Origin of the sequence: Pseudomonas sp. PDM22 (assembly GCF_014851965.1) — a bacterium.
Taxonomy (GTDB): domain Bacteria; phylum Pseudomonadota; class Gammaproteobacteria; order Pseudomonadales; family Pseudomonadaceae; genus Pseudomonas.
This window is the reverse complement of sequence record NZ_JACVAR010000005.1, coordinates 131,427-156,303: the sequence shown is the minus strand read 5'-3', so window position 1 is coordinate 156,303 and position 24,877 is coordinate 131,427. Positions and strand designations below refer to the sequence as shown.

Sequence of the window (24,877 nt, the reverse complement as noted above, 5' to 3'; positions counted from 1 at the left end):
TGCAGACAATGAGCGGAGTCGATACACGCGCGCAGGCGTGCCAGGGAGAGCGTGAGCATGTGAACGGACCTTTCTTATAGTTGTTGGCGCCGCATCGGGGCGGCGGCTGGGGCCATAGTGGTGGTCCGCGGCGGCTCGCCGCAATTCGCCCGAGGCGTATCTGTTCGCTGTTCGAACACGAATTAACCAAATGGAACATTTGTGTAGGGAGATTCCGCGTAGCATGGCCGGAATAACGCCGCGCGGGACTGTCATCGCCCGGCCTTGCAGCGGACCCGCGAGGTCCGCGCGCCGGCGTGGGGTGGGTTCTTTCCCCGGTGCAACTTGCTAGGCTGTCGAGTCGCGTACGCCAACCTTTCTGCCCAGTGATTCCGTGAGTCGATGAGTACCAGCCAATCGCCGTTGTCCGGCGTCCACCAGCCCTTCAAGGGCATCCTGCTCATCGTCCTGGCGACCTTCCTGTTCTCCAGCCACGACGCGCTGTCCAAGTACCTGGCGAGCATCTATCCCATCGTCATGGTGGTGTGGGCGCGCTATGTGGTGCACACGCTGCTGATGGCGGGCATCTTCCTGCCGCGCGCCGGCCTCGCCGTGCTGCGCACCCGCCACCCGTTCCTGCAGACGGCCCGCGCGCTGTGCCTGCTGGGTACCAGCTTCCTGTTCACCACCGGCTTGCAGTACATCCCGCTGGCCGAGGCGACCTCGGTGAACTTCCTCGCGCCGTTGCTGGTGACGGCGTTGTCGGTGCCGCTGCTGGGCGAGCGGGTGACTTTCGGGCAATGGTCGGCGGTGATAGTCGGCTTCATCGGCGTGCTGATCATCGTCCACCCCGGCGGCGACCTGTTCACCCCGGCGGTGCTGCTGCCGTTCGGCTCGGCGCTGTGCTTCAGCTTCTACCAGTTGCTGACGCGCAAGCTCAGCCAGGTGGACAGCCCGACCACCAGCAACTTCTTCGCCGGGCTGTGCAACACCCTGATCGTCAGCGCGCTGGTGCCGTTCTTCTGGCAATGGCCCGGGCTGGTGCATGGCCTGATGATGCTGGCCCTGGGCACCTGCGGGATGACTGCGCACCTGTTCCTGACCCAGGCCTTCAAGCATGCCGCGCCGGCGCTGCTGGCACCGTTCAGCTATTGCCAGATTGTCTTCGCCGGGCTGCTGGGCTTGGTGATCTTCGGCCATACGCCGGAGCCGTCGGCGTTGCTGGGTATCGCGGTGATCTGCGGCAGCGGGCTGGCGGCGGCGTGGTTGCAGAGTCGCAAGCGGTAGACGCGGACTTTTTCCGCGATCGCGGGCATGGACCGCTCCTACACGGGCCTCATCATTCGATTTCGAACAGGCCGTGGCGAATCGGCCCGACCTGCAGGCGCTGGCGTACGTCATCGTCGATGCGCGGATCGTCCGGCTGGTACAGCTTTACCTGGCGATAGGCGCTGATGCGGTTGATCTCCGGGCCCAGGTATTCCCAGACCACGCGGGTGCACGCCGGAGTTCGGCGGTCGCCGCTGGAGACGCCGGTCTTCAGGCCATTCAGGCGAGTGATGCGGCTCTTGAAGCTGGGAATGAGGATGGTCTGGCTCATCTCGTTGACGGTGAGCGACTCGTAGTCCATCAGGAACAGCCGGTCCTGTAGCTGGAAGGCCGCGCCCAGGTAGCGGCAGCGCACCCAGTCCTCGGCCTGCACGTCGGTGCTGCTGGAACGCTCTTGGCGCTCCTGGCGCTCGAAGAGGAAGTTGCCGTCCTGCTCGTACAGGTGCACCAGTGACAGCAGGATCGAGCCGGGCACCGACATGCAGTTGGAATACTCGAAGTAATAGCCGCAGTAGCGCGACAGGTTGCCCGCGTGGTCGCGCAGCGGACGGAGCATCTCCAGCAGCGGGTCGTCGCGCTGCACATTGGCCGGCGAAGTGCCGCGCGCACCGATCAGGCGGGCGAACTGCTCCGGCGGCAATTGCAGCTCGTAATCCTCGACGCCGAAGAAATCTCCAATCCTCTTGAGGTTGAAAGGAGTGGGCTGGCTCTGCCCGCCGAGGTACTTGTTGAACTGCGCGCGGTTGATTGCGAGCTTGCGGCAAACCTCCGAGATAGAGCGGTAGTGAGCGCAAAGTAGCTTGAGGTTGGGGCCGAGGTTTTCGGACATTCGTGCCAGGTCCAAGTGATGCGACTGGCGCAATTATAGCGTCAGGTAGCATCAATTCGTAGCAAGCCGCGAAATTGTTTCGGGAGGCTTCGGGCGCAACCATGCGCCCCCAGTGAGCGGGCCAGCCCCAGGCCCGCGCTCCCACAATAACAATCGAGGCCCCAGCACATGCTCGACGCGATCAACGATTTCCTCTCCGGGAAAGTCCTCATCGTCCTCATCGTAGGACTCGGTGCGTACTTCACCATCCGCTCCCGCTTCGTCCAGTTCCGCCACTTCGGCCATATGTTCGGCGTGTTCAAGGAGTCGATCCGCGGCCAGTCCGGGCAACTGAGCTCGTTCCAGGCCCTGATGCTGAGCCTCGCCGGTCGCGTCGGCGCCGGTAACATCGCCGGTGTCGGTATCGCCGTGACCCTGGGTGGCCCCGGCGCCGTGTTCTGGATGTGGGTCACCGCGCTGGTGGGCATGTCCAGCAGCTTCTTCGAGTGCACCCTGGCCCAGGTCTACAAGCGCAGCGACGGCAACGGCCTGTACCGCGGCGGCCCGGCCTACTACATCCAGCACGGCCTGAAGCTGCGCTGGATGGCCATGACCTTCGCGGTCCTGCTGCTGGTTACCTACGGCTTCGCCTTCAACGGCCTGCAGGCCTTCACCGTGACCCACTCGCTGCAGAACGCCTTCGACATCCCGGTGCTGTACTCGGGCATCGCCCTGGCCGTGCTGCTGGCCGTGGTGTTCTTCGGCGGCATCCAGCGCATCGCTGCGGTCTCCGACCTGCTGGTGCCGGTCAAGACCCTGGCCTACATCGCCGTGACCCTGTACGTGATCGTCACCCAGATCGAACTGGTGCCGGGCATGCTGACCACCATCGTCAAGAGTGCCTTCGGCCTGGAGCCGGCGTTCGCCGGCCTGCTGGGTGCGGCCATCGTGATGGGCGTCAAGCGTGGCGTGTTCGCCAACGAAGCGGGCCTGGGCAGTGCGCCGAACGTGGCCGCCGTCGCCGCCGTGCGTCACCCGGCCTCTCAGGGCGTGGTCCAGGCGTTCAGCGTGTTCCTCGACACCTTCGTCATCTGCACCTGTACCGCGCTGCTGATCCTCCTCTCAGGCTTCTACACCCCGGGCTTCGAAGGCGACGGCATCACCCTGACCCAGAACTCGCTGGCCGCCGTGGTCGGTGACTGGGGCCGTATCTTCGTCAGCGTCGCGCTGTCGCTGTTCGTGTTCACCTGCATCACCTACAACTACTACCTCGGCGAAAACGCCCTGCAGTTCATCGTCGGCCGCAGCCGTTCGGCGCTGATCGCCTTCCGTGTACTGGTGCTGGGCCTGATCCTCTGGGGCTCGATGCAGAACCTGGGCACCGTGTTCGCCTTCGCCGACATCACCATGACCTGCCTGGCCTTCGTCAACCTGGTGGCCCTGGCGATGCTGATCAAGACCGGCCTGCGCGTGATGCGCGACTACGACGAGCAGCGCGCCGCCGGCGTCGAGCGCCCGGTGTTCGACGCCAGCAAGTTCGCCGACCTGGACATCGACCACGATGCCTGGCGCGATGCCCACAAGATCAACTCGACCGCTCCGGCCCACGGCAGCCTGCCGGCCCAGGGCTGATCCCTCTCGGACCAAGGTCTGACACGCGGGGCCGGGACTTCTCCCGGCCTCGCGGTTTATCCTGTGAACTTTCCTACAAGAGCACTGGCATGCGTCGAGTGAAGAACCTCTTCGTCCTCTATACCGGCGGCACCATCGGCATGCTGCAGACCGCCGAAGGCCTGGCGCCGGCTGGCGGATTCGAAGCTCGCATGCGCGAACAGCTGCAAGGCCACACCGAGACTCGCCTCGACTGGTCCTTCGCGGAGCTGCAACCGCTGCTCGATAGCGCCAACATGACCCAGGCCAACTGGCTGGCGATGCGCGACGCCATCGTCAATGCGGTGGAGCAGGGCGGCCATGACGGCGTTCTCGTGCTGCACGGCACCGACACCCTGGCCTACAGCGCCGCGGCATTGTCGTTCCTGCTGCTGGGGCTGGATGTTCCGGTGATCCTGACTGGCTCCATGCAGCCCATGGGCGCGCCGGGCAGCGATGCACCGGGCAACCTGCTGGGCGCACTGAAGGCGCTGGAAACCGGCGTCGAGCCGGGTGTTTGGCTGTATTTCAACGGCGAGCTGATGCATGGCGCCCGCGTCACCAAGTTGCGCAGCGACGCCTTCGATGCTTTCGCCGTGCTGCCGCGCGAGCGCAAGGGTGCGCATGCAGAGTCGCTGCCCGGCGAGCTGAGCTATCGCCAGCCGCGCCAGCCGGTGAATCTCGCGGTGTTGCCGCTGTTTCCCGGCCTGCGCGCCGAGCACCTGCGTGCGCTGCTGGGCAGTGGCGTTCAGGCACTGCTGCTGGAGTGTTTCGGCAGCGGCACCGGCCCTTCGGACAACGAAGACCTGCTGGCTGCGCTGCGCGAAGCCCACGCCCGCGGCGTGGTGCTGGCGGCGATCAGCCAGTGCCCGCAGGGGTATGTGGCATTCGACGTGTATGCCGCCGGCAGTCGCCTGCGTGATGCCGGGTTGGTGTCCGGTGGCGGCATGACCCGCGAAGCGGCGCTCGGCAAGCTGTTCAGCCTGCTGGGTTGCGGCCTGCCGGCTACGGAAGTGGAACGGCTGTTCGCCCTCGATCTGTGCGGCGAGCGCGTCGACTGATCGACTGATTGATCGAAACGGAACGCGCCCCGCTCAGGGGCGCGATTCTTCCAGCGGCACGTTGAGCACCTCGCGCACCAGCATGGCGATGCTGCTCACGCCCATCTTTTCCTTGATCTTGGTGCGGTGCACATCGACCGTCTTGACGCTGATGTTCAGCTCGCGGGCGATGACCTTGCTGGCCTTGCCGTCCACCACCATCATCAGGATTTCCCGCTCCCGCCCGGTGAGCAGGTCGAGCTTGTGCTGCAGGTTCTGCTTCTGCTCCTGGCCCGCGTGCACCTGCACTGCGCTTTTCAGCGCCGCCTGGATGCGGTCCAGCATCTGCTGCGGGTTGTAGGGCTTCTCGACGAAATCCAGCGCGCCGTTCTTCATCGCCTTCACCGACATCGGGATATCGCCGTGGGCGGTGACGAAGATGGTCGGCAGGTTGATGCCCTTGTCGTTGAGCATCTCCTGCAGCTGGAAGCCGCTGGTCTCGGGCATACGCACGTCGAGCACCAGGCAGGCGGGGAGTCTGGGGTCGTATTCGCGCAGGAACTCCTCGGCGCCGCCAAAGCAAAGCGATTCGATGCTGACCGATTCGAGCAGCCAGGCGAGGGAGGTGCGCAGGTCCTTGTCGTCGTCGACGATGTAGACCACGGGTTTTCTAGCTTCCATCAGGCGTTGCCACTTTCTTTCTTATCGTTGTGAAGCTGCACGTAGGCCGCGTACGCCGGGCTTTTGCCGCGGTCGTCGGAATGGCATGACCCGGAGCATACCCATAGTCGCCGGTGCTGACGATAAAGAAACCACCTAGATGACTAGCGGCCCGCCCCCCCAAGCGTGGTGATCGTCTGAATATGGCGCGCCGCCGCGCTGCCCTACGCTGGCCCCATACAAGAAAGGCCGGGCGTGCCGGCCACTCCAGCACATGCCACTCCGGCAAATAGGAGCGAATAAATGGCCAACACCCTCAGCCAGACCCAGATCGACTTCCGCAACGCCATGGCGCAGCTGCCGGCGGCGGTGAACATCATCACCACCAATGGCCCGGAAGGCCGCTGCGGCATCACCGCCAGCGCGGTCTGCTCGGTCACCGACTCGCCGCCCACCGTGCTGGTCTGCGTCAATCGCGGCAGCGCTACCCACGATGTGTTCCGCAGCAACGGCCACCTGTGCGTCAACGTGCTGTGCGGCGAGCAGGAAGAGCTGGCCAAGCACTTCGCGGGGATGACCAAGGTTTCCATGGAAGAGCGCTTCACCTGGGACCTCTGGGACGACGGCTATGCCGGCCTGCCGGTGCTGCGCCAGGCGCTGGTCAGCCTGGAAGGGCGGATCAGCGACTGCAAGGAAGTCGGCTCGCACACCGTGATGTTCGTCGAGCTGGAAAAGGTCGCGGTGCGCGAGCGCCAGGACAGCCTGGTGTACTTCAACCGCGTGTTCCACCGCGTTGACCGCGAGGCCGTGCGCTGCGCCAGTTGATCCTTATCTAACAACAAGAACGAGGTAATCACCGTGACCCTGAAGATTTCCCAGACTGCCGACATCCAGAAGTTCTTCCAGGAAGCCAGCGGCGCGCTCAATGACGCCGGCAACCCGCGCGTGAAGCAGTTGATCCTTCGAGTGCTGCAGGACTCCGCCAGGCTCATCGAAGACATGAACGTCACCCCCGACGAATTCTGGAAAGCGGTGGACTACCTCAACCGTCTTGGCTCCCGCCAGGAAGCCGGCCTGGTCGTCGCCGGCCTCGGCGTCGAGCATTACCTCGACCTGCTGCTGGACGCCCAGGATGAAGCTGCCGGCCTCAGCGGCGGTACCCCGCGCACCATCGAAGGCCCGCTGTATGTGGCCGGCGCGCCGCTGTCTGAAGGCGAAGCGCGGATGGACGACGGCAAGGACGCGGGGACCGTGATGTTCCTTTCCGGCCGCGTGTTCGACCCGCAGGGCAAGCCGCTGGCCGGCGCCGTGGTCGACCTCTGGCACGCGAACACCCAGGGCACCTACTCGTACTTCGACAGCACCCAGTCCGAGTTCAACCTGCGCCGGCGCATCGTCACCGACGCCGAAGGCCGCTACAAGGCCCGCAGCATCGTGCCCAGCGGCTACGGCTGCCCGCCGGACGGCCCGACCCAGGAGCTGCTCGATCAGCTTGGCCGCCACGGCCAGCGCCCGGCGCACATCCACTTCTTCATCTCCGCACCGGGGCATCGCCACCTGACCACGCAGATCAACCTCGCCGGTGACCAGTACCTATGGGACGACTTCGCCTATGCCACCCGTGACGGACTGATCGGCGAGGTGCGTTTTGTCGAGGACGCGGCTGCCGCCAAGGCGCGCGGCGTGGAAGGGCGCTTCGCCGAGATCGAGTTCGACTTCCAGCTGCAGCAGGCGGTTTCCGCCGACGCGGAGGATCGCAGCAACCGTCCCCGCGCCTTGCAGGAAGCCTGATTCCCGCCAACGCTGCGACTTTGCCGGTAACCCCGACGTAGGGTGGAGCGATACCCATGGCTGTCCGCGCACGGATTGATGGGTATCGCTGCGCTCCCCACCATCCTACGTTGAGCGCTCTGTAGCTCCGCAGTTGGGCTGTCTACAGATCAACGCTGTGCCAACACTGTAGGAGCGGGCCATGCCCGCGACCCGCGGACAACGTCCGCTGTATTAGGAAGCGTTCAGTTCAGCCCCGCCGCTCCCTATGCATCAGCCAGAGGAAGTACGGGCAACCGATGAACGCCGCCAGCAATCCTGCCGACACCGGCCACGGATAGGCGATGTTCCGCCCCAGCCAGTCCGCCACCACCATGATCAGCGCTCCGGCTACCGCGCTCAGCAGCACTTGCGGTGCCGCGCGGCGCACGCCGAGGTGGCGGGCGATGTGCGGGCCGATCAGACCGACGAAACTCAGCGGGCCGACGATGATGGTCGCGGTGGCGGTAAGCACCGCGGCCGTCAGCAGAATCATCAGGTGGCTCAGGCGCAGCCTCAGTCCCAGGGCAGTCGCCGTGCCGTTGCCCAGCGTCAGCAGGTCCAGCGGGCGAGCCAGCAACAGGCTGACGCCAATCATCAGTGTGCCGACCACCAGCCCGGTGCTCGCCGACATCACGTCCACCTGATAGGTCGAGCCGGTCATCCAGCTCATCATCGCCGTCATGCGCGGGTCGCCGCTGGCCAGCAGCAGGGTGCTCAGCGAGTGCAGCAGGGTCGTCAGGCACACGCCGGTGAGCAGCAGGCGCTCGGCATTGAAGGTCTTGCGCCAGGCGAACCACAGCAGCAGGCCGAGGGTGAGCAGTGCGCCGATGCTGGCTGCCGGGACCATGTAGGCCTGCGGCTGCGGTATCACCAGGAACAGCACCAGCACGGCAATCGCCGAACCGGAAGTGGCGCCCAGCACTTCCGGGCTGGCCATGGGATTGCCGGTCAGGCGCTGCACCAGCAGGCCGGCCACGGCCAGCATGGCGCCGGCTGCCAGTGAACCGAGCACGCGCGGCAGGCGCCATTGCGCGATGGCGTCGCTCAGGCCGGCATCGCCCCAGTGCCAGCCGTTGGCATCCACTGCGAAGTAGATGGCCGGCAAGGTCAGCAGGCCGAGCAGGACCGCCGCGCCGATGATCAGCCGCCACGGGTGCTCGCGCTGTGGCTTGGCCGGCGCCGGGCGCGGCACGATACCACCGCTGCGCTGGCGGCTGAGCAGCCACAGCAGCAGCGGCACGCTGAAGATGCCGGTGAGGATGCCCGCGGGAATTTCCCCGGCGAAGCGCGACAGTTCGCGGGCGATCTGGTCCACCACGCAGAGCAGCGCGGCCCCCAGCAGTGGCGCCCAGACCAAGCGTTGCTTGAGCGTGCGCGCACCGCACAACCGCGCAATGGCCGGTGCGGCAAGGCCGACGAAAGCCAGCATGCCCACGGCGCTGGTGACGAACGCACTCAGCGCTACAGCCACGGCCAGGCCCATTACGCGGGTACGCAACAGGTTCACGCCCACCGCGGCGGCACCTTCATCCTCCAGCCCCAGCACGGCCAGCGGGCGCACCATCAGCAGCGCGATGACCATCGCCACGGCCAGGCGCGGGGCAAGGTAGAGGGCGCCGTCCCAGCCACTCTGGTTCAGCGAACCGGCCTGCCAGAGCAGCAGGTCGATCAGGTAATCGTGGTTGAACAGCACCAGCAGCGCGTTGAGCGACACGCAGTACAGGCTGATGACCATGCCGGCGAGGATGAAGCGCAGCGGCGACAGGGTGCGGCCCCAGGCGAAGGCAAACAGCAGGCAGGCCGCCAGTGCCGCGCCGGTCAGGGTGACGGCTTCCAGGCCGTGCACCAGCAGGGTCGGGGCGAAGATGGTGGCCGCCGACAGGGCAAGGTTGGCGCCGGCGGAGACGCCGAGAGTCACCGGTTCCGCCAGCGGGTTGCGCAGGATCTGCTGGAACAGCGTGCCGGCCAGGGCCAGCGCGGCGCCGGCCATCAGGCTCACCGCCAGGCGCGGGAAGAAGCTGAAGTGCAGCAGCACCTGGCGCACGTCGTCCAGGTCCGGCGACCACAGTGCCTGCCACCAGAGGTCGCGGGGCAGGGCGCCTTGCAGGCCATGGAACACCAGCAGGCCCGCGAGTATCGCCAGCACCAGCGTGCAGATCGCCGGGCCAAGCGGCAGACCGCTACGCGGGGCGGCGAGGCCGAGAGTCGATTCAGACATGGGCGACCTCCGTGGCGCTGTCCAGGTAGGCGGCGATGCGTTCGGCGAGGTCGAGCACCGAAGCGGCGCCGGCGTAGGGGTAGAAGCGCTGCAGCGTCAGGGTGTGGCCCTGGCGCACGGCGGGGAGGTTGGCCCACAGGTCGTTGGGCTGCCGCAGGCTTTGCAGGCGTGCCGAGGTGGTGGGGATGTCGACGTAGACCAGGTGTGCGTCCGGGCGCTCGGCCAGGCGCTCGATGCTGACCATCGCCAGCCCTACCGGGCCGACGGGTCCTTGCCAGGCATTCTCGACGCCCAGGCGGTCGAGCACGTCCTGCACCATGCTGCTCCTGCCATAGACAGCCGCGTGGCGACCATCCTGGTTGAGCACGGCCACGCACACCGGTGGCAGTGAGCGGCTCGCCAGTTTCGCCCGCAGCCCGGCCAGGCGCTGCTCGCCCGCGGCGATGTAATCGGCGGCGACCTGTTCGACGCCGAGGCGCCGCGCCAGGTCGTTCATGAACCCGGTGGTGGCGCGCCAGGCGCCGTCAGCGGCCGGGTAGATGGCCACGCGTTCGGTCGGCGCGATGCCGTTGAGGCGGCGCTCCAGCGTCGGGGTCATCGGGTCACTGAGGATCAGTTGCGGTTGCAGCTGCTGGATCAGTTCGAGGTTCGGTTCCCAGTAGGGACCCACGTCACGCACGCTCTCGGGCAGCGGCTGAGTCGGCATGCGCACCCGGTAGTAGCGGTCGTCGGAGATCGCCAGGGGCGGCACGCCCAGGGTCAGCAGCGTCTCGGCGGCCACCCAGTTGAGCGCGATGATCCGCGTCAGGCGCTCGCCAGCGAACACCGGCAGGCCGGAAGCGCAGGCCAGCCCGCCGATGGCGAGGCCCTGCAGCAGGTGGCGACGGGTGAGGGACATGCACTACTCCTCGCGTGAAACAGGCTCTTGAAACAACAAACGCTTGAAACAACAAAGGGCCCCCTGCGAACAGGGAGCCCGGAAACAGCAGGCGGAAGCAGCGCGCGGCCGCCTCCGCCAGTGCCTTACCAGCTGTACTTCACGCTGGTCATGACGGTGCGGCGCAGGCCTGGGTAGCAGGAGATCGGGCTGTCGCAGGTCGCGGCATACTCCTCGTCCAGCAGGTTCTGGGCGTTCACCGAGAGGGTCACGTTCTTGTTCAGCGGGTAGCTCACGCCGGCGTCGAACAGGGTGTAGTTGTCGACGTGGTAGGTGTTGGCGTTGTTGCCGTAGAGCGAGCCGGTATAGCGCACGCCGCCGCCGATGGAGAGACCGTCGACCGCACCTTCGTGGAAGGTGTAATTCAGCCAGCCGTTGGCCATGTGCTCGGGCACGTTGGCCGGGCGGTTGCCTTCGTTGGCGTCGTTGCTCTTGGTGATCTTGGCCTTGGTGTAGGTGTACGAGGCCAGCAGGTCCCAGTTCTGGTCCAGCTTGGCCTTCAGCTCGGCCTCGATGCCGCGCGAGCGCTGCTCGCCGGTGGCCTCGCTGAAGCCGGTCGGCACGCCGTTGGCGTTCAGCTGGTTGGTGAGGATGTTTTCCTTGGTCAGCTCGTAGGCGGCCAGGGTGATCAGCAGGGTTTCGTCCGGCTGGAACTTCACGCCCGCTTCGTACTGGTGCGCTTCGCTGGCCTTGAAGGCGCTGCCGTCGGAGCTGATGCCGGTGTTGGGCACGAAGGACTCGGAGTAGCTGACGTAGGGTGCCAGGCCGAAGTCGGTCAGGTAGGTCAGACCGACACGACCGGTGAAGGCGTTGTCCTTCTGCAAGCTGTGGGCGCCGACGTGGTTGTCCAGGTCATTGCGCACGTAGTCGTAGCGGCCGCCGGCGGTGAGAATCCAGTGGTCGTCGAACTTGACCTGGTCCTGCAGGTAGGCGCCGATCTGCTCGATGTTCTGGTCGTAGTCGATGGACTGGATGCTGTTGCCCTTGTTCGGACGCGGAACACTCTGGCCGTACACCGGGTTATCCAGGTTCAGCGACGGGCCGAGGGTGCGCCAGCGCGCGACATTGGCGTCCTGCCAGCTGTAGTCCGTGCCCATCAGCAGCGTGTGCTTGATAGAGCCGGTGTCGAAGTTGGCCTGCAGCTGGTTGTCCAGGTTGAAGGTGTCCATGTGCTGATCGAAGCGATCCGCGGTGCGGATGATGTTCCGCCCCACCTGCAGTTGCGGCAGCAGGTTGTTGAAGATCAGGTCGACCTGGCCGTAGCGCGCGTTCTGGCGGAATTCCCAGGTGTCGTTGAAGCGATGGCGAAACTCGTAGCCCAGGGTGTACTGGTCCTGGTCGAAGTGGTTGTAGTTGTGGTCGCCGAGCAGGGTGCCGGTGGGGTGGCCGTTGACGCTGTAGTCGAAGATCGAGCCGGAGTTGCGGTCACGCAGGAAGTCGGTGAGCACGGTCAGGCTGGTGTCTTCGTCCGGCGCCCAGGTGAAGGACGGGGCGATGTAGTAGCGGTCGTCCTCGACCTCGTGGCCGTCGTCGTACTCGGCCTGGGTGTTGGCGTCGCGGGCCAGGCCCACCACGCGGTAGAGGAACTGGTTCTGGTCGTCCAGCGCGCCGCCGAGGTCGAACTGGCCCTGCTTGCGGTCATGGTTGCCGCCAGTCAGCTCGACTTCGTTGATGTGGTTGGCAGTGGGCTTCTTGCTCACACGGTTGACGATACCGCCGGCGTCACCCATGCCGAACAGGCTGGAGGACGGGCCACGGACCACGTCGATGCGCTCGAAGGCATAGGGCTCGCTGCGAAAGAAGGCGTAGCTGTTGTTCTGCTGGCGCAGGCCGTTGAGGTAGTCGCTGGTGGCCTGGGCGTTGAAGCCGCGGATGTACATCCAGTCGAAGCCTTTCGGGTCCAGGCCATAGGCTTCCACCTTGACGCCGGGCACGTAGCGCAGTGCTTCGGTCACGGTCTGCGCGCCCTGGGCGTCCATCTGCTTGCGGGTGATCACCGAGATCGACTGGGGGATTTCCAGCAGCGGGGTGTCGGTCTTGCTGCCGCTGTTGGAGGTGCGCGGCACGTAGCTGTCTTCACCTTCGACGGTACCGGTGATGACCTGGGCGGACATGTTCAGGGTGTCGCCGCTGGCGGAGTCGGCGCCCAGCAGGGTCACGCGGCTGCCTTCGACCTGGTACTTGATGCCGGTGCCCTGCAGCAGGCGTTCCAGCGCCTGGGCGGGCTCCATCTCGCCGCGCACGCCGGGTGCGCGCAGGTTCTGCACCTGGCTCTGGTTGAAGACGATCTGCAGGTTCGACTGCGCGCCCAGGCTGGTGAGCGCGGAAGCCAGGGACTGGGCCGGGATGTCGATGCGGACCGGGGCGGCCTCGACGGCGGAAGCCGCCAATACCATCCCCAGGGCGGTGGCGCGGACCAGGCGGGCCAGAGGCTTCACCTTGTGCTGGGATTGCAGCGCGTAGCGGTTGCGACTCACTTGTTTAGCTCCTTTAACCTTGAAGGCATGATCTTGTAATGCAATTTCTAATAAGAATGATTCAGCTTTATGTGACGCGCCGGCTGGAAAAAACCGGAAAAATCCTTTCGATCTTTTTTTGTTGCTGAGTGACGGCGGCAGGAAAGGGCGGCCATCCAGGCCGCCGGGCCGTCAGTGCATGGCCATCCCGGAACCGCCTGGTGGCGCTGTAGCGCGGTGCTCCTCGATCTCCACGATCTGCCCGGCGCTCATGCGCAGCAGGCGATCCGCGACGTCGAAATAGCGGTCGTCGTGGGAGATCACGATCAGTGTCTTGCCCTGGGCACGCAGCTCGGGCAGCAGCTCGGTGTAGAAAATCCGGCGGAATTCCGGATCCTGGTCCGCTGCCCACTCGTCGAACACCAGCACCGGGCGCTTCTCCAGCCAGGCCTGCACCAGTGCCAGGCGCTTGCGCTGGCCGGTGGACAGATCGGTCGTCGAAAATTCCTGGCCCTGCAGGCTGACCTTGTGGGCGATTTCCAGGCGCTCCAGGTAGCGGCCGGCTTCTGCCGGAATGTCCTGGCTACCCTTGAGCAGGTCTTCGAAGAGGAAGTAGTCGGCGAAGATGGTGGTGAACAGCTGGCGGTAGTCGTCGCGGCCGGTGTCGGTCACCGGTTCGTCATTGAGCAGCAGCTCGCCGCCACGAGGGGCATAGAGGCCGAGCAGCAGCTTGATCATGGTCGTCTTGCCACAGCCGTTCTCGCCAGCAATGAAAAGGATTTCGCCACGACTGACCTTGAGGTTCAGCGGACCGACGCCAAAGCCACGGGAGCCGTCGTCGGTGGGGTAGTGGTAGGCCAGGTCGCGCAGCTCGATGGACTGGAAGTCCAGCGGCTTGCGACCGTCATCGGCCAGCAGCAGGTTCGGCTCCGGCGAGGAGAAGCGCACCGACAGCTCGGCAATGCGGCGGAACGCGACCTGGGCGCGGGTAACCACTGGCAGCTGGCCGATCAGGCCTTCCAGCGGCCCCTTCATGTACAGCAGCACCAGGATGAAACCGGACAGGGTGGCCTGGTCAGTGCTCGGCCACAGCGACTGGTAGGCGAGCGCCACACCGATGACGATGAAGAACAGCGTCGAGCCGAAGCCCTTGGCGACGTTGAACAGGTTGATCGAGCGCAGCTGGATGTCACAGATTTCGTCGGCGGTACCCTGCAGGCGTTCGCTGTAGTGCTGGAAGCGGCGCGGACGGCTGATGCGCAGCTCCTTCGCGCCCTCGGCGATGGCGCGGTAGTGCTTCTGCAGTTCGTCTTCCTTGTCCCGTGCCTCGAAGAACCCCTTGATGCCCTTGGCCCGCGCGACGTACTGCACGGCGCTGCCGACGACGATGGCGATGGCGGTAGCGAGGAACATCGGCGGCGACAACCAGGCCAGGTAACCCAGGCAGCCAAGCGTGGTGGTCAGGGCCACCGCCAGCGGCGCGAAGGCGAAGGCGAAATCGCTGATGGTGTCGATGTCGTGGGTCAGCACCGGGATCAGGCGGTGGCTGCGGTAGCGCTCGATCTGCTCGATGGGCGCGGAAATGATCTTGCTGCCCAGGTCCTTGCGCAGCCTCGCGATCACATGCTGGCCGACATAGTTGGTGCCCATGTCGGAAATGATCGAACCTATCAGGGCGATGGCGCAAAGGCCGGCGAACCCCAGCAGCAGGCCGGCCGGCATGCCGCCTGGCGAATGCAGGCTGTAGTTGATGGTGGCGAGCAGCGCGGTGATAGCAGAGCCACCGAGAATCCCCAGCAGGGTCGCAGCGGTCAGCGGCAGCCAGTGCGGCCGCAGCAGCTTGAGCATCTCGGGAAAGGCGCTTGGAGCGGGTGTTTGCATCGTCTTTTCCTGGACCCGGCCTGCCAGGGGGCAGGCCGCACAACGGGGCGAGACGGCGCGCGAATCAGGAAATCATCGGCAAATCCGAATCGTTCCTATCAAGACGAATGAGCCGGAAGAAAACTGAAGAGAATTTGCGAATTTGTCGCAATTAAGAAGACGCAGGAGATCGTGGCGGAACCGTCCGCCGTGTAGCGCCGTGATGGAGACCCTGTAGGAGCGGGCCATGCCCGCGATCGCGCGCATCGCGCGCTCCTACAATGGTTGGGCCTAAAGCTGCGCGTAACGGCTGGCGAGAACGGTGCGCCCCTGGTTGTCCTTGCGCAGCTCCAGCGGCAGCACCTTGGGCAGCGAATCCACCAGCGCCTGCAGGTCGTCGGTGCGGTAGATGCCGCCGATGCGCATGGCAGCAACGGTGGCATCGTCGAGGAACACCGGCTGCTTGAGGTAGCGATTGATCAGCGGGATGGCCGACTGCAGCGTCAGGTCATCGATCACCAGCTTGCCTTCGATCCAGGCAATGGCGCCGGCCGGCGCGACCTGGGCGAGTTCGATGCGCTGGCTGCCCTGGCTGTAGCGCGCCTGCATACCCGGCGTGAGTTGGGCGCTGTTGCCGTCGACGCTGTCGGGCGGGCTGACCACCACCGAGCCTTCGAGCAGGGTGACCAGCATCTGGTTCGGGTCGGTCCAGACGTTGAAGCGCGTGCCGGTGACCCGCACGCTGCCGTTGTCGGTATAGACCGAGAAGGGCTGCAAGGTGTCGTGTGTAACGCGGAAATACGCCTCGCCACCGCTTTTCAGCCAGGCGCTGCGGCGGTCGCGGAAGTCGGCGAAGAACAGCTGCGAGTTGCTGTTGAGCTCGACTTTCGAGCCGTCCGCCAGCTCCACGTCGCGTGCGCCAGGTTGTGCGGCGTAATAGCCGACCTTCGAAGGCAGCCAGCCGGCTGACCAGCCTGCCGACCACACGGCGCCGATGGCCACCAGCACGCCAGCGGCCACGGCGGCGATGCGCTTACCGGTGCGAGGGCGGCGAGCGCTGCTGCGGGGACGGCGGCCGTTCAAGGGGGTAGGTGCTATCGGGGCGGGTGCGACCTGCGGAGTCGGCGGCAGCAGCTCCGAGAGCTGCCAGATGTCCAGCATCGCCTGGTATTCGACCTCGTGCCGCGAGTCGAGCGCGAGCCATTGCGCAAACTCGGCGCGCTCGGCATCGCTGCACTCTTCGTCGTGCAGACGCGCGCACCAGTGCGCAGCTTCGGCGCTGATGCGGTCATCGTCGAACGGGGAGGGGGAGCTGGTCATCGGGAATCTCGGTGAGGCCGTTTGCGGCCGATATCACACTTTCTTTTCGCGTTGATGCGAGTGATTATAAATAAGCCTGACTCGGACTGTCAGCAGGCGCCTACAGCCTCGACTGTTTTTCATAGGATGCCCGACGGGGTGGAAAGCGCGTTCATCCGGTATTACAAGGAACTGGTCCTGTACCTCAATCGCAGCCTTGGCGACCGCCAGGCGGCCGCCGATGTGACACAGGAAGCCTTCCTGCGCCTGCTCGACCGCAAGGGTGACGAGCATATCGAACAACCCCGCGCATTTCTCTATCGCACGGCGGTCAACCTCAGCATCGACCTGCACCGGCGCGGCCGCGTGCGCCGCACCGAAGAGCTGGATACCCTCGATCGCGAAGGTTGTCTCGACGAGCGCTGCCCGCAGGAAGCAGCCAGCCAACAGCAGCAACTGCAATTGCTCCAGCGCGCCCTCGGCGAATTGCCCGAGGCTTGTCGCCGCGCCTTCGTGCTGCGCAAGGTCGAGGGCTGCAGCCATGTCGAGATCGCGCAAGCCCTGGGCATCTCCCGCGACATGGTGGAGAAACACATCGTCAACGCGATGAAGCATTGCCGGCTGCGCCTCAAGGCCTGGGATGGTCAGGACTGAGGCTGGTCACACACCCTGCCGGAGCGGGCCTGGCCCACTCCTACAAAGGACAGACGTGCCGATCTCGCCTGGATTTAGTCCCACGCGGCCCGCGCGGGTTTTCTGGGAAAGATTCCGCCCTCGATCGCAGCTCGTCATTCTGAAATTTTCATGACTTAGTGAGAATCATTCTAAATTTCCCCAGGCCTGTCTCGTCTCTCCAGATAACGCGCTATCGACAGCGCAAATCATGGGCGACACGCAGGAGCGAGCGCCAACCGCCGGCTGGCGGAGCGCTCCAGGCAGAGCAGTAAGCCGCCGACTCCTGCGTGGTCATGCCCCACGGCCATCGCGATACAGGACATTGGCACCATGACCCAGATGATCACCCCGACCTACGACGTGCTCGGCATCGGTTTCGGCCCCTCCAACCTGGCGCTGGCGATCGCCCTGCAGGAGCAGGCGCGACGCGAGGGTCGCCACTACCACGCGCTGTTCCTCGACAAGCAGGCCGACTACCGCTGGCACGGCAACACCCTGGTGGCGCAGAGCGAGCTGCAGATCTCCTTCCTCAAGGACCTGGTGACCCTGCGCAATCCCACCAGCCCGTACAGCTTCGTCAACTACCTGCATGCGATGGGCCGGCTGATCGACTTCACCAACCTGGGCACCTTCTATCCGTGCCGCATGGAGTACAACGACTACCTGCGCTGGGTCAGCGAGCAGTTCGCCGAGCAGCGCGTCTGCGGCGAGACTGTCAGCCGTGTCGAGCCGGTGCAGGGCCCGGACGGCATCGAGCTGGTCAAGGTGCTGTCCACCGACGCCCGTGGCCACGAACGCTTCCGCCTGGCCCGCAGCGTGGTGGTGAGCACCGGGGGCACGCCGCGCTTCCCGTCGGCCTTCAGCCACCTGCGTGACGACCCGCGCGTGTTCCACCACGCCCGTTACCTGGAATGCATGGCCAGGCAGCGCTGCAACCAGAACGAGCCGATGCGCATCGCGGTGATCGGCGGCGGCCAGAGCGCGGCCGAAGCCTTCATCGACCTGAACGACAGCTTCCCCTCGGTGAAGGTCGACATGGTCCTGCGCGCGGCGGTACTCAAGCCGGCCGACGACAGCCCCTTCGTCAACGAAATCTTCGCCCCGCGCTACACCGACCTGGTGTTCAACGAGCCCAAGGCCGAGCGCGAGAAGCTGATCCAGGAATTCCACAACACCAACTATTCGGTGGTGGACCTGGACCTGATCGAGCGCATCTACGGCATCTTCTACCGGCAGAAAGTGGCCGGCGTGGATCGCCATGCCTTCCTCTGCCGCCGCAATGTGGAGGCGGCCAAGGCTGACGCCGACGGTATCGAGCTGACCCTGCGCGACAGCGCCACCGGGGCGGTGGAAACCCATCGCTACGATGCGGTGATCCTCGCCACCGGCTACGAGCGCAAGTCGCACCGCGAACTGCTTGCGCCGCTGCAGGAGTACCTGGGTGACTTCGAAGTGGGCCGCGACTACCGCGTGCTGGCTGACAAGCGCCTGCATGCCGGCATCTACCTGCAGGGCTTCACCCAGGACAGCCACGGCCTGAGCGATACGCTGCTGTCGGTGCTGCCGATGCGCGCGCAGGAAATCGCCGCGTCGATGTTCGAGCACCTGCCGCCGCACGAGACCGCGCACAAGCCGACGCGCCCGCTGACTGCGGAAAGCGCCTGACCCGCAAGGCCCGGAATCGATGTCCGGGTCGAGTAAATTTCTGCCGACCCTGCTCGTCATACGAGCGGGGTCGTTGCATTCACGAAAGGGAACCCACCATGACGCCCAGTTTTTCCCTGCCGCTGCCCGATGGCCGCAAGCTCTCCGCCGATCTCGGAACCCATGGTCTGACCCTGCTGCTGGACGGCCAGCCGTTGTTGAGTGCGCAACGCGAAGGTGAGTGCTGGCAGCTGAGTTCAGCACCAACCCCGGAGGCGCTGTGGATGCTGGCCTACTGGACCTTCGCTGGCGATGCACAGAGCGAACGCGTGCAATTCGCTGCCGCCAATGCCCCGGTCGAAGCTTTCGAGCAAGGCCTGGTGAGCCTCGACGACGTTGGCGGGCGCCTGCAGATCGAGCGTTCCGCGTTCTGGCAACTGCCCGCCGCCTGGCACAGGGGCTTGGCCAGCGCCAACTATCCGCAGGTCTATCGCATGAGCGGCGGCCGCCGCCATCCGCTGCGCGCACCCAAGCCGCAGGGTGAGGTCTATCGCCGCTTCGACGCCAAGCTGGGCCAGTGGATTTCCCTGCGCACCCTCGACATCGAACTGGACCTGGAACGCTTCAATCGCTGGCAGAACAGCCCGCGCGTGCTGGAGTTCTGGCAGGAGGGCGGCACCCTGGAGCAGCACCGCGCCTACCTGGAAAAAGCCGCCGCCGACCCGCACACCACCACCCTCATCGGCTGCATCGACGACGAACCTTTCGCCTACTACGAAGCCTACTGGGCCAAGGAAGACCGCATCGCGCCGTTCTACGACGTGGGCGACTACGACCGCGGCATCCATATGCTGGTGGGCGAGGAAAGCCACCGTGGTCCGCACAAAGTGGAAAGCTGGATGACTGCGCTGGTGCACTACCTGCTGCTGGACGACCCGCGCACCCAGCGCATCGTCGCCGAGCCGCGCGCCGACAACGCGAAGATGATCGGCCACATGCAGCGCCTGGGCTTCTGGCGCGAGAAGGAATTCAACTTCCCGCACAAGCGCGCCGCGCTGATGGTGCAGAGCCGGGAAACCTTCTTCGAGCGTTGCGGCCTGTGCTGACAGCGGTTCGCTGCGTGCCTGAGGGCTGCTGGTGATCGCAGCCCTCGCTCCCCTGTATTTCGGTGAGTTCGCCAGCTACCGCCAGGTGCTGGTGACTCGCGACGATCCTCGGCCATCGATCCCGGCGCGTGCCTTGCTGGAACGGGAGATGCTCGACAGCGTGCTGCGTCGCTTCGACCCGCCCCATGCCGATGGCGACCGACGCGCGCTGGCTTCGCAGTGGTCCAAGTGGTACCTGGTGCGCCTCATTCCACCTGTGGTGGCTGCCGCGTTGGTGCTCGGTCGCACACTGCCGCTGGCGTTCGATGAGGTGGACGTGGTGCTGGATGCCCAGGGCATTCCCGAGGCGTTCAAGTTGCCGGGCGAGGGCGGGCCTTTCGCCGCGCCGCCGGGTGATCCGTTCCAGCGCTTTGCCCATCTGCTGGAAGGACACCTGCAGCCTTTCATCCAGGTTCTCGCCGCCGAGGCGCGCCTGTCGCCGAAGGTGCTCTGGAGCAATGCCGGCAACTACCTCGAATGGTTCCTCGGCGAGATGGCCAGGCTGCCGCCCCTGGCCCCGATGCTCGGCCACGGCCGCGAACTGCTGGAGACCGAGCGCCGCCCGGACGGCACGCGCAACCCGCTGTTCAAGCCGATCCAGTATGTCGAGGTGTCCTGCGAGCAGCGGGCCAACGGCCTGTGGCGACAGCGGCGCACCTGCTGCATCCGCTACCGGCTGGGCAGCATCGGGCACTGCGATAATTGCCCGCTGATCGACGAGCCGCCGCCGGAAGCGAGCGACCTGTAGGGCGGATAACGCGTCAGCGTTATCCGCCAGTCAAAGCTGAGCGTGAACGTAGGATGGTGTGGAGCGCAGCGATACCCATCGAGTTTCGCGCACCCGCAGCAGCATGGGGTATCGCAAGCTCCACCCATCCTGCAAATGTGCTCGCCGCGGAGGGCGGCGGTTTGCCCCTATAGGGGCTCAGCGCAGGTAGCTGATCGGCGACCCATCCACCGGATTGCTCAGCACACCCATGGGAATCCCGTAGATGTCTTCCAGCGTCTCCCCGTGCATCAGTTCCGCCGGGGTGCCCTGGGCCAGCAGGCGGCCGCCGTGCAGGGCGATCAGGTGGTCGCAGTAGCGCGCCGCCATGTTGATGTCATGCAGCACCACCAGCACGCCCAGGCCCAGCTCGCGGCTGAGTTCGTGGACACGGGACAGCACCTCGACCTGGTGGGCAATGTCCAGCGCCGAAGTCGGCTCGTCCAGCAGCAGGTAGCGGCTGTTCTGCGCCAGCAGCATGGCCAGCCAGACGCGCTGGCGTTCGCCGCCGGAGAGCAGGTCCACCGGGCGATCGGCAAAGGCCAGGGTATCGGTGAGGTCCAGCGCGCGGTCGATCTGCTTGCGGTCCTCGCCGGTGACGCGACCCAGCGCGCCGTGCCACGGATAGCGGCCGAAGGCGACCAGTTCGCGCACGGTCAGGCCGTCGGTCTGCGGCAGCTGCTGCGGCAGGTACGCCACCTGGCGCGCGAAATCGCGGTTACCCCAGTCCTGCAGCGGCTTGCCATCGAGGCGGATGCTGCCGCCGCTGGCCTGTTGCTGGCGAGCCAGCAGCTTGAGCAGGGTGGACTTGCCCGAACCGTTGTGACCGATCAGGCCGATCATGTTGCCGTCGGCCAGCTGCAGGCTCAGCGGTTGCAGAAGCGTGCGACCGGGGACGCTGAAACTGACATTTTCCAGTTCGAACATGGGGTCATCCGTAGCGGCGGCGTGGCCGGAAAAAGCGGGAGCCCGACTCTAATCCAATTGCTAATGGTTATCAATTTTCCATGGCGCTGCGGAACCGTCGGATTGATTGCCTGTCACTGTCGCAAACCGCTTATGATTCAACGCTGTAACTGATCTGGTAGGACCCATGGAGTCTGCTGTCGAACGCTACAAGCGGCTGGTTGCCGAAGCCCTTGCGCGTTATTTCCCCCGTACCACCGAATACCTGCGCGCCGAGCGCGAGGCGGCGCAGCCCAAAGCCGGCGCGCGCGGCAAGGCAAAGGGCAAGGCGAAAGCAGCGGGCAAGGCACCCGCCAAGCGCGGCGCCAAGGCCCGGAAGGATGGCGACGCGCCTGCGCCCAAGCGCCAGCGCACGCCGACCGTTGCCGGTATCTACGGCACCGCCAGCGCAGCGGATGAGCAGCGCGCCCTCGACATGCGCCAGCGCGTGGCCCAGGCGGCTGCCCACGGGATAGTCAGCCTGCCCTCGGACGAACAGTGGGCGATGATCCTCGCGCCCGAGCCGCTGACGCGCATCTTCGCCGGCGCCGGGTCCGGCAAGTCCACCACCCTGGTGCTGCGGGTGGTCTACATGCTCTGCCACCTGGGGGTAGATGCGGAGAAGGTGACGGTGATTTCCTTCACCAACGCTTCCTGCGCACAGCTGCGCGAGCAACTGGTGAAGGTGCTTGGCTACTGGGGACATCCGCTCGATGCGGCGCAGGCGCGGCAGTGTGTGCGCACCTTCCACTCGGCCATGGGGACCCTGGCGAAAGTCGCGCTGAAGAACCCGCGCTGGTTCGAGCAACTGGACGAACGCGACCCCGCCAGCGAACTGGACAACCCCTTGCTCGCCGGCCGCCTGCGCCCGGCGCAGCAGCGCCTGCTCAAACAGGTCTACCAGCAGTGCTACGCCGAGCAGCCGGCGTTCCGCACGCTGGTGCACCAGTTGCTGGAGCTGCCGCCACCGCCGGAAGCGGGCGAAGACGGCAAGCCGCCACGCATCGGCAAGGCGCCGCTGGATGCCTTCAAGCTGCCGGGCGAATTCACCGCGCTGCCGCTGTTCGAGGCGTTCTACGCCCAGTCCGGCTTCATCGAGAGCATCGGCCTGCGCATTGACCAGTTACAGCCGCAGAAACTCGCCTGTCCACCCCGCGAGCGGCAGTTCGTCGAGGCCCTGCAGCTGTTCTGGGCGGCCTTCGATGCGGCCTTGCAGGAGCAGGGCCTGCTGACCTTCAACCTGGCGTTCCAGCGCCTGACCGACCTGCTCGGCGACGGCAAGCTGCCGGCCGAAGCGCTTGCGCCGTTCCAGCACCTGCTGATCGATGAGTTCCAGGACGTCTCGCCGCAGATCGTGCAATGGCTGCAGGCGCTGCACCGCGACCTCGCCAAGCGCGGCGAAGCGGTCAGCCTGATGGCCATCGGTGATGACTGGCAGTCCATCTACGCCTGGCGTGGCAGCTCGCCGGAGTTGTTCATGGACTTCGACCGGCACTTCCCCAGCAAGGGCCGGCGCAAGAGCCGCGTGCTGCTGCTGGAGACCAACTACCGCAGCATCGACCCGGTGATCCGCGACGGCGAGCGGGTGCTGGTTGGCGTGGCCAACAAGCAGGCCAAGACCTGCCGGGCGTTCAAGACAGCAGAGGCGGGCGATCACGGGGTGAAACTGGTGCAGCGCTTCGACGCGCGCAACAGCCTGCCACTCCTGCTGGAGGAGATCCGCAAACAGTGCGAACACGTCGCTGCGCGCGGCTCGCGGGAGAAAACCGCCGTGCTGCTGCTCAGCCGGCGCAATGAAACGTTGCAGACCATCCTCGGCGAGCTGGACCGCAAGCTGCCGGTGAAGGGTATGACCATCCACCGCGCCAAGGGGCTGCAGGCGGAAGTGGCGATCATCGTCGACGACTGCGCGCCGCCGGAGAAACACCCGCTGCGCGGCGCCCTGTACGTGGCCTGCGGCTTCTTCGCCAGCAGCTACGAGCAGGCCCAGCAGGACGAGCAGCTGCGCCTGGCCTATGTGGCGATCACCCGTGGCGTGAGCCGGGTCTTCTGGTTCACCCGCAAGGCCCAGGGGCCCACGGCGATCCTGGCGCTGCGGCGCAACGTGGAAACCGCGCCGGCCTGAGCCCAAAGAGGGCGATCAGTCGTCGCGGGTGAGGACTTCCAGCAGCTCGATCTCGAACAGCAGGTTGGAGTTGGGCTGGATGTGCGCGCCGACCTGGCGCTCGCCGTAGGCCAGGTGCGCGGGCACGAAGAGCTTGCGCTTGCCGCCGACCTTCATGCCCATCAGGCCCTGGTCCCAGCCCTTGATTACCCGGCCGGTGCCGATCACGCACTGGAACGGGCGGCCCTTGTCCCAGGACGAATCGAAAACGGTGCCGTCCTCCAGGGTGCCCCTGTACTGGGTGGTGATCAGGGCGCCCTTGACCACGGCCTTGCCGTCGCCGACGACGATATCTTCGATCTGCAGTTCGCTGCTCATGGCGTTCTCCGGTGCTGCGGGTGCGGCACGAGCGCCGCGAGGGCGTGCGTTTTCGCAGGATTCGTCGGCAATGGCAAGCCATGCGACTCAGGTGGCGAGGTTGCGCAGCTGGCCCGTCGCCACGCCGATCAGCGTGCGCAGGCCCATGCCGAGGATGACGACCGTCGCGGCGGCGAGCAGGAACAGCGCCACGCCATTGGTGAAAGGCCCGGGCGCATGACCCGCGTAGCGCAGCGCGCAGCCGGCTGCGGCGGCCAGCGGGAAACCGACCGACCACCAGGCCAGGCGGAACGGGCAGTTGCGCGCCAGATGGCGCAGGCGCCCGGCGAGCACCGCCAGCATGAACAGGGTGAGCATGTACAGCGCGCTGGCGAAGCGGTCGATCTCGCCGACGATGCTGACATAGGCGGAGAAGCCCACCGCAAAGGGCGCCAGCAGGATCAGCAGGGAAGGCTGCAGGCCAACGCCAAGCGGCTCTTCGAACAGCAACCGCGAGAGGATCAGGGTGAACAGCGGCACGGCAAAGAACAGCGCCACCGCGAGGGAAAAGAAGGCGACGTCGGCGGCGCCCGGCCACTGCAGCAGCGGCACTGCCAGCGGGATATCCGCCAGGCCCACCACCGGGACAATCCAGGCCGGTGTGGCGTGGGCCGCTTGCTGGCGTTGACCGAGCCAGCGGGAAATGATCAGCCAGGCGAACGGCAGCATGCCGGCCGTGCCGATCAGCCAGCAGGCGCGGGCCAGGAACAGGCTGTAGTCGACCAGGGGAATGGGCAGCAGCAACAGGCTGATGAACAGTGTGCCGAACAGGTTGCCAGCGATAGGGTGGAGGAATTCCGCCTTCACTGAATGGGGGCCGGTGACGGCCTTGATTGCGTAGCCGATGCCAACGGCGAAGAACGCCAGCAGCGCCAGCAGGCCGATGGCTTGCGACACCCACGGTGGTGCGCCGTAGATCAGCGTGGCCAGCTTCCAGGCCGACGACAGGCCCGCGAGCCCCATCACCGAGCCGAACAGGGCGACCGGCAGGTAGCCGAGCCGGCCTTCGCGGGCGGTTTCCTTGGGAGCGCCAAAGGCAGCAGCAGTATCGATGTTTTCTGTCATAGGCGAATCTTCCCTATCGGTACGCTGAGCAATCCGAGTCCGTTGACTCCGTCGTCGCACAGCGTAGA

20 protein-coding genes are annotated in these 24,877 nt (G+C 65.8%); 10 read left to right on the top strand and 10 right to left on the bottom strand.

The window, feature by feature from the left end:
- Positions 1-381: 381 nt before the first annotated feature.
- Positions 382-1,266 carry a DMT family transporter gene (locus IB255_RS18675; RefSeq protein ID WP_081519847.1) on the top strand — a complete coding sequence of 295 codons (885 nt, stop codon included), beginning with the start codon at positions 382-384 and terminating at the stop codon, positions 1,264-1,266.
- Between the two features lie 52 nt (positions 1,267-1,318).
- Here the strand turns inward: IB255_RS18675 and IB255_RS18670 are convergent, their stop codons facing one another.
- Positions 1,319-2,137, bottom strand: coding sequence for a helix-turn-helix domain-containing protein (locus IB255_RS18670; RefSeq protein WP_192210664.1), 819 nt, complete (start codon positions 2,135-2,137; stop codon positions 1,319-1,321).
- 168 nt (positions 2,138-2,305) lie between these two features.
- On the opposite strand from IB255_RS18670, the gene IB255_RS18665 reads away from it, so the two are divergent.
- The gene (locus IB255_RS18665; RefSeq protein ID WP_081519849.1) at positions 2,306-3,748 is read left to right on the top strand and encodes an alanine/glycine:cation symporter family protein; all 1,443 of its coding nucleotides are present in this window, start codon (positions 2,306-2,308) and stop codon (positions 3,746-3,748) included.
- Between the two features lie 89 nt (positions 3,749-3,837).
- On the top strand, positions 3,838-4,827 hold the full coding sequence (locus IB255_RS18660) for an asparaginase (protein ID WP_192210663.1): 990 nt from the start codon (positions 3,838-3,840) through the stop codon (positions 4,825-4,827).
- Positions 4,828-4,860: 33 nt separating this feature from the next.
- On the opposite strand, the gene IB255_RS18655 is transcribed toward IB255_RS18660, so the two are convergent.
- Complete coding sequence (locus IB255_RS18655; protein ID WP_081519851.1) at positions 4,861-5,487, bottom strand: response regulator transcription factor; 627 nt, start codon at positions 5,485-5,487, stop codon at positions 4,861-4,863.
- Between the two features lie 282 nt (positions 5,488-5,769).
- On the opposite strand from IB255_RS18655, the gene hpaC reads away from it, so the two are divergent.
- Both hpaC and catA read left to right on the top strand, forming a co-directional pair.
- Positions 5,770-6,291, top strand: a complete 522-nt coding sequence (gene hpaC / locus IB255_RS18650; RefSeq protein ID WP_081519852.1) for a 4-hydroxyphenylacetate 3-monooxygenase, reductase component — start codon at positions 5,770-5,772, stop codon at positions 6,289-6,291.
- A gap of 33 nt (positions 6,292-6,324) precedes the next feature.
- Positions 6,325-7,257, top strand: coding sequence for a catechol 1,2-dioxygenase (gene catA / locus IB255_RS18645; RefSeq protein ID WP_192210662.1), 933 nt, complete (start codon positions 6,325-6,327; stop codon positions 7,255-7,257).
- Between the two features lie 229 nt (positions 7,258-7,486).
- Here the strand turns inward: catA and fhuB are convergent, their stop codons facing one another.
- The 5 genes from fhuB to IB255_RS18620 all read right to left on the bottom strand — a co-directional run bounded on the left by fhuB (position 7,487) and on the right by IB255_RS18620 (position 16,069).
- Positions 7,487-9,496 (bottom strand): Fe(3+)-hydroxamate ABC transporter permease FhuB, encoded by a 2,010-nt coding sequence (fhuB, locus tag IB255_RS18640; RefSeq protein ID WP_192210661.1) that lies wholly within the window; start codon positions 9,494-9,496, stop codon positions 7,487-7,489.
- On the bottom strand, positions 9,489-10,394 hold the full coding sequence (locus tag IB255_RS18635; RefSeq protein WP_192210660.1) for an ABC transporter substrate-binding protein: 906 nt from the start codon (positions 10,392-10,394) through the stop codon (positions 9,489-9,491). Before IB255_RS18635 ends, fhuB begins: the two co-directional genes overlap by 8 nt.
- Positions 10,395-10,519: 125 nt before the next feature.
- Entirely contained in the window at positions 10,520-12,910 is a 2,391-nt protein-coding gene (locus IB255_RS18630) for a TonB-dependent siderophore receptor (RefSeq protein ID WP_192210659.1), read from the bottom strand.
- 171 nt (positions 12,911-13,081) lie between these two features.
- Positions 13,082-14,770, bottom strand: coding sequence for a cyclic peptide export ABC transporter (locus IB255_RS18625; protein ID WP_081519856.1), 1,689 nt, complete (start codon positions 14,768-14,770; stop codon positions 13,082-13,084).
- A gap of 270 nt (positions 14,771-15,040) precedes the next feature.
- On the bottom strand, positions 15,041-16,069 hold the full coding sequence (locus IB255_RS18620) for a FecR family protein (RefSeq protein WP_081519857.1): 1,029 nt from the start codon (positions 16,067-16,069) through the stop codon (positions 15,041-15,043).
- A gap of 126 nt (positions 16,070-16,195) precedes the next feature.
- Between IB255_RS18620 and IB255_RS18615 the strand changes: the two genes are divergently transcribed.
- The 4 genes from IB255_RS18615 (at position 16,196) to fhuF (ending at position 20,260) form a co-directional block, all read left to right on the top strand.
- Positions 16,196-16,702 carry a sigma-70 family RNA polymerase sigma factor gene (locus IB255_RS18615; protein WP_081519858.1) on the top strand — a complete coding sequence of 169 codons (507 nt, stop codon included), beginning with the start codon at positions 16,196-16,198 and terminating at the stop codon, positions 16,700-16,702.
- A 351-nt stretch (positions 16,703-17,053) separates the two neighbouring features.
- On the top strand, positions 17,054-18,388 hold the full coding sequence (locus IB255_RS18610; RefSeq protein ID WP_081519859.1) for a lysine N(6)-hydroxylase/L-ornithine N(5)-oxygenase family protein: 1,335 nt from the start codon (positions 17,054-17,056) through the stop codon (positions 18,386-18,388).
- A 98-nt stretch (positions 18,389-18,486) separates the two neighbouring features.
- Positions 18,487-19,473: a GNAT family N-acetyltransferase gene (locus tag IB255_RS18605; protein ID WP_081519860.1), complete on the top strand. Its 987-nt coding sequence runs from the start codon at positions 18,487-18,489 to the stop codon at positions 19,471-19,473.
- 31 nt (positions 19,474-19,504) lie between these two features.
- On the top strand, positions 19,505-20,260 hold the full coding sequence (gene fhuF / locus IB255_RS18600) for a siderophore-iron reductase FhuF (protein WP_192210658.1): 756 nt from the start codon (positions 19,505-19,507) through the stop codon (positions 20,258-20,260).
- Between the two features lie 177 nt (positions 20,261-20,437).
- On the opposite strand, the gene IB255_RS18595 is transcribed toward fhuF, so the two are convergent.
- Positions 20,438-21,205 (bottom strand): ATP-binding cassette domain-containing protein, encoded by a 768-nt coding sequence (locus IB255_RS18595; RefSeq protein WP_081519862.1) that lies wholly within the window; start codon positions 21,203-21,205, stop codon positions 20,438-20,440.
- Positions 21,206-21,371: 166 nt separating this feature from the next.
- Between IB255_RS18595 and IB255_RS18590 the strand changes: the two genes are divergently transcribed.
- Positions 21,372-23,348 (top strand): DEAD/DEAH box helicase, encoded by a 1,977-nt coding sequence (locus tag IB255_RS18590; protein WP_081519863.1) that lies wholly within the window; start codon positions 21,372-21,374, stop codon positions 23,346-23,348.
- 15 nt (positions 23,349-23,363) lie between these two features.
- Here IB255_RS18590 and IB255_RS18585 read toward each other — a convergent pair whose 3' ends face one another.
- Positions 23,364-23,705 (bottom strand): FKBP-type peptidyl-prolyl cis-trans isomerase, encoded by a 342-nt coding sequence (locus IB255_RS18585; RefSeq protein ID WP_081519864.1) that lies wholly within the window; start codon positions 23,703-23,705, stop codon positions 23,364-23,366.
- Between the two features lie 87 nt (positions 23,706-23,792).
- The gene (locus IB255_RS18580) at positions 23,793-24,809 is read right to left on the bottom strand and encodes an SLAC1 anion channel family protein (protein ID WP_081519865.1); all 1,017 of its coding nucleotides are present in this window, start codon (positions 24,807-24,809) and stop codon (positions 23,793-23,795) included.
- Positions 24,810-24,877 lie beyond the last annotated feature (68 nt).

Bases quoted from the DNA above. Each gene is read 5' to 3' on its own strand.
- IB255_RS18675 (WP_081519847.1), top strand. From the start codon at position 382: ATGAGTACCAGCCAATCGCCGTTGTCCGGCGTCCACCAGCCCTTCAAG.
- IB255_RS18670 (WP_192210664.1), bottom strand. From the start codon at position 2,137: ATGTCCGAAAACCTCGGCCCCAACCTCAAGCTACTTTGCGCTCACTAC.
- IB255_RS18665 (WP_081519849.1), top strand. From the start codon at position 2,306: ATGCTCGACGCGATCAACGATTTCCTCTCCGGGAAAGTCCTCATCGTC.
- IB255_RS18660 (WP_192210663.1), top strand. From the start codon at position 3,838: ATGCGTCGAGTGAAGAACCTCTTCGTCCTCTATACCGGCGGCACCATC.
- IB255_RS18655 (WP_081519851.1), bottom strand. From the start codon at position 5,487: ATGGAAGCTAGAAAACCCGTGGTCTACATCGTCGACGACGACAAGGAC.
- hpaC (WP_081519852.1), top strand. From the start codon at position 5,770: ATGGCCAACACCCTCAGCCAGACCCAGATCGACTTCCGCAACGCCATG.
- fhuB (WP_192210661.1), bottom strand. From the start codon at position 9,496: ATGTCTGAATCGACTCTCGGCCTCGCCGCCCCGCGTAGCGGTCTGCCG.
- IB255_RS18635 (WP_192210660.1), bottom strand. From the start codon at position 10,394: ATGTCCCTCACCCGTCGCCACCTGCTGCAGGGCCTCGCCATCGGCGGG.
- IB255_RS18625 (WP_081519856.1), bottom strand. From the start codon at position 14,770: ATGCAAACACCCGCTCCAAGCGCCTTTCCCGAGATGCTCAAGCTGCTG.
- IB255_RS18620 (WP_081519857.1), bottom strand. From the start codon at position 16,069: ATGACCAGCTCCCCCTCCCCGTTCGACGATGACCGCATCAGCGCCGAA.
- IB255_RS18615 (WP_081519858.1), top strand. From the start codon at position 16,196: ATGCCCGACGGGGTGGAAAGCGCGTTCATCCGGTATTACAAGGAACTG.
- IB255_RS18610 (WP_081519859.1), top strand. From the start codon at position 17,054: ATGACCCAGATGATCACCCCGACCTACGACGTGCTCGGCATCGGTTTC.
- IB255_RS18605 (WP_081519860.1), top strand. From the start codon at position 18,487: ATGACGCCCAGTTTTTCCCTGCCGCTGCCCGATGGCCGCAAGCTCTCC.
- IB255_RS18595 (WP_081519862.1), bottom strand. From the start codon at position 21,205: ATGTTCGAACTGGAAAATGTCAGTTTCAGCGTCCCCGGTCGCACGCTT.
- IB255_RS18590 (WP_081519863.1), top strand. From the start codon at position 21,372: ATGGAGTCTGCTGTCGAACGCTACAAGCGGCTGGTTGCCGAAGCCCTT.
- IB255_RS18585 (WP_081519864.1), bottom strand. From the start codon at position 23,705: ATGAGCAGCGAACTGCAGATCGAAGATATCGTCGTCGGCGACGGCAAG.
- IB255_RS18580 (WP_081519865.1), bottom strand. From the start codon at position 24,809: ATGACAGAAAACATCGATACTGCTGCTGCCTTTGGCGCTCCCAAGGAA.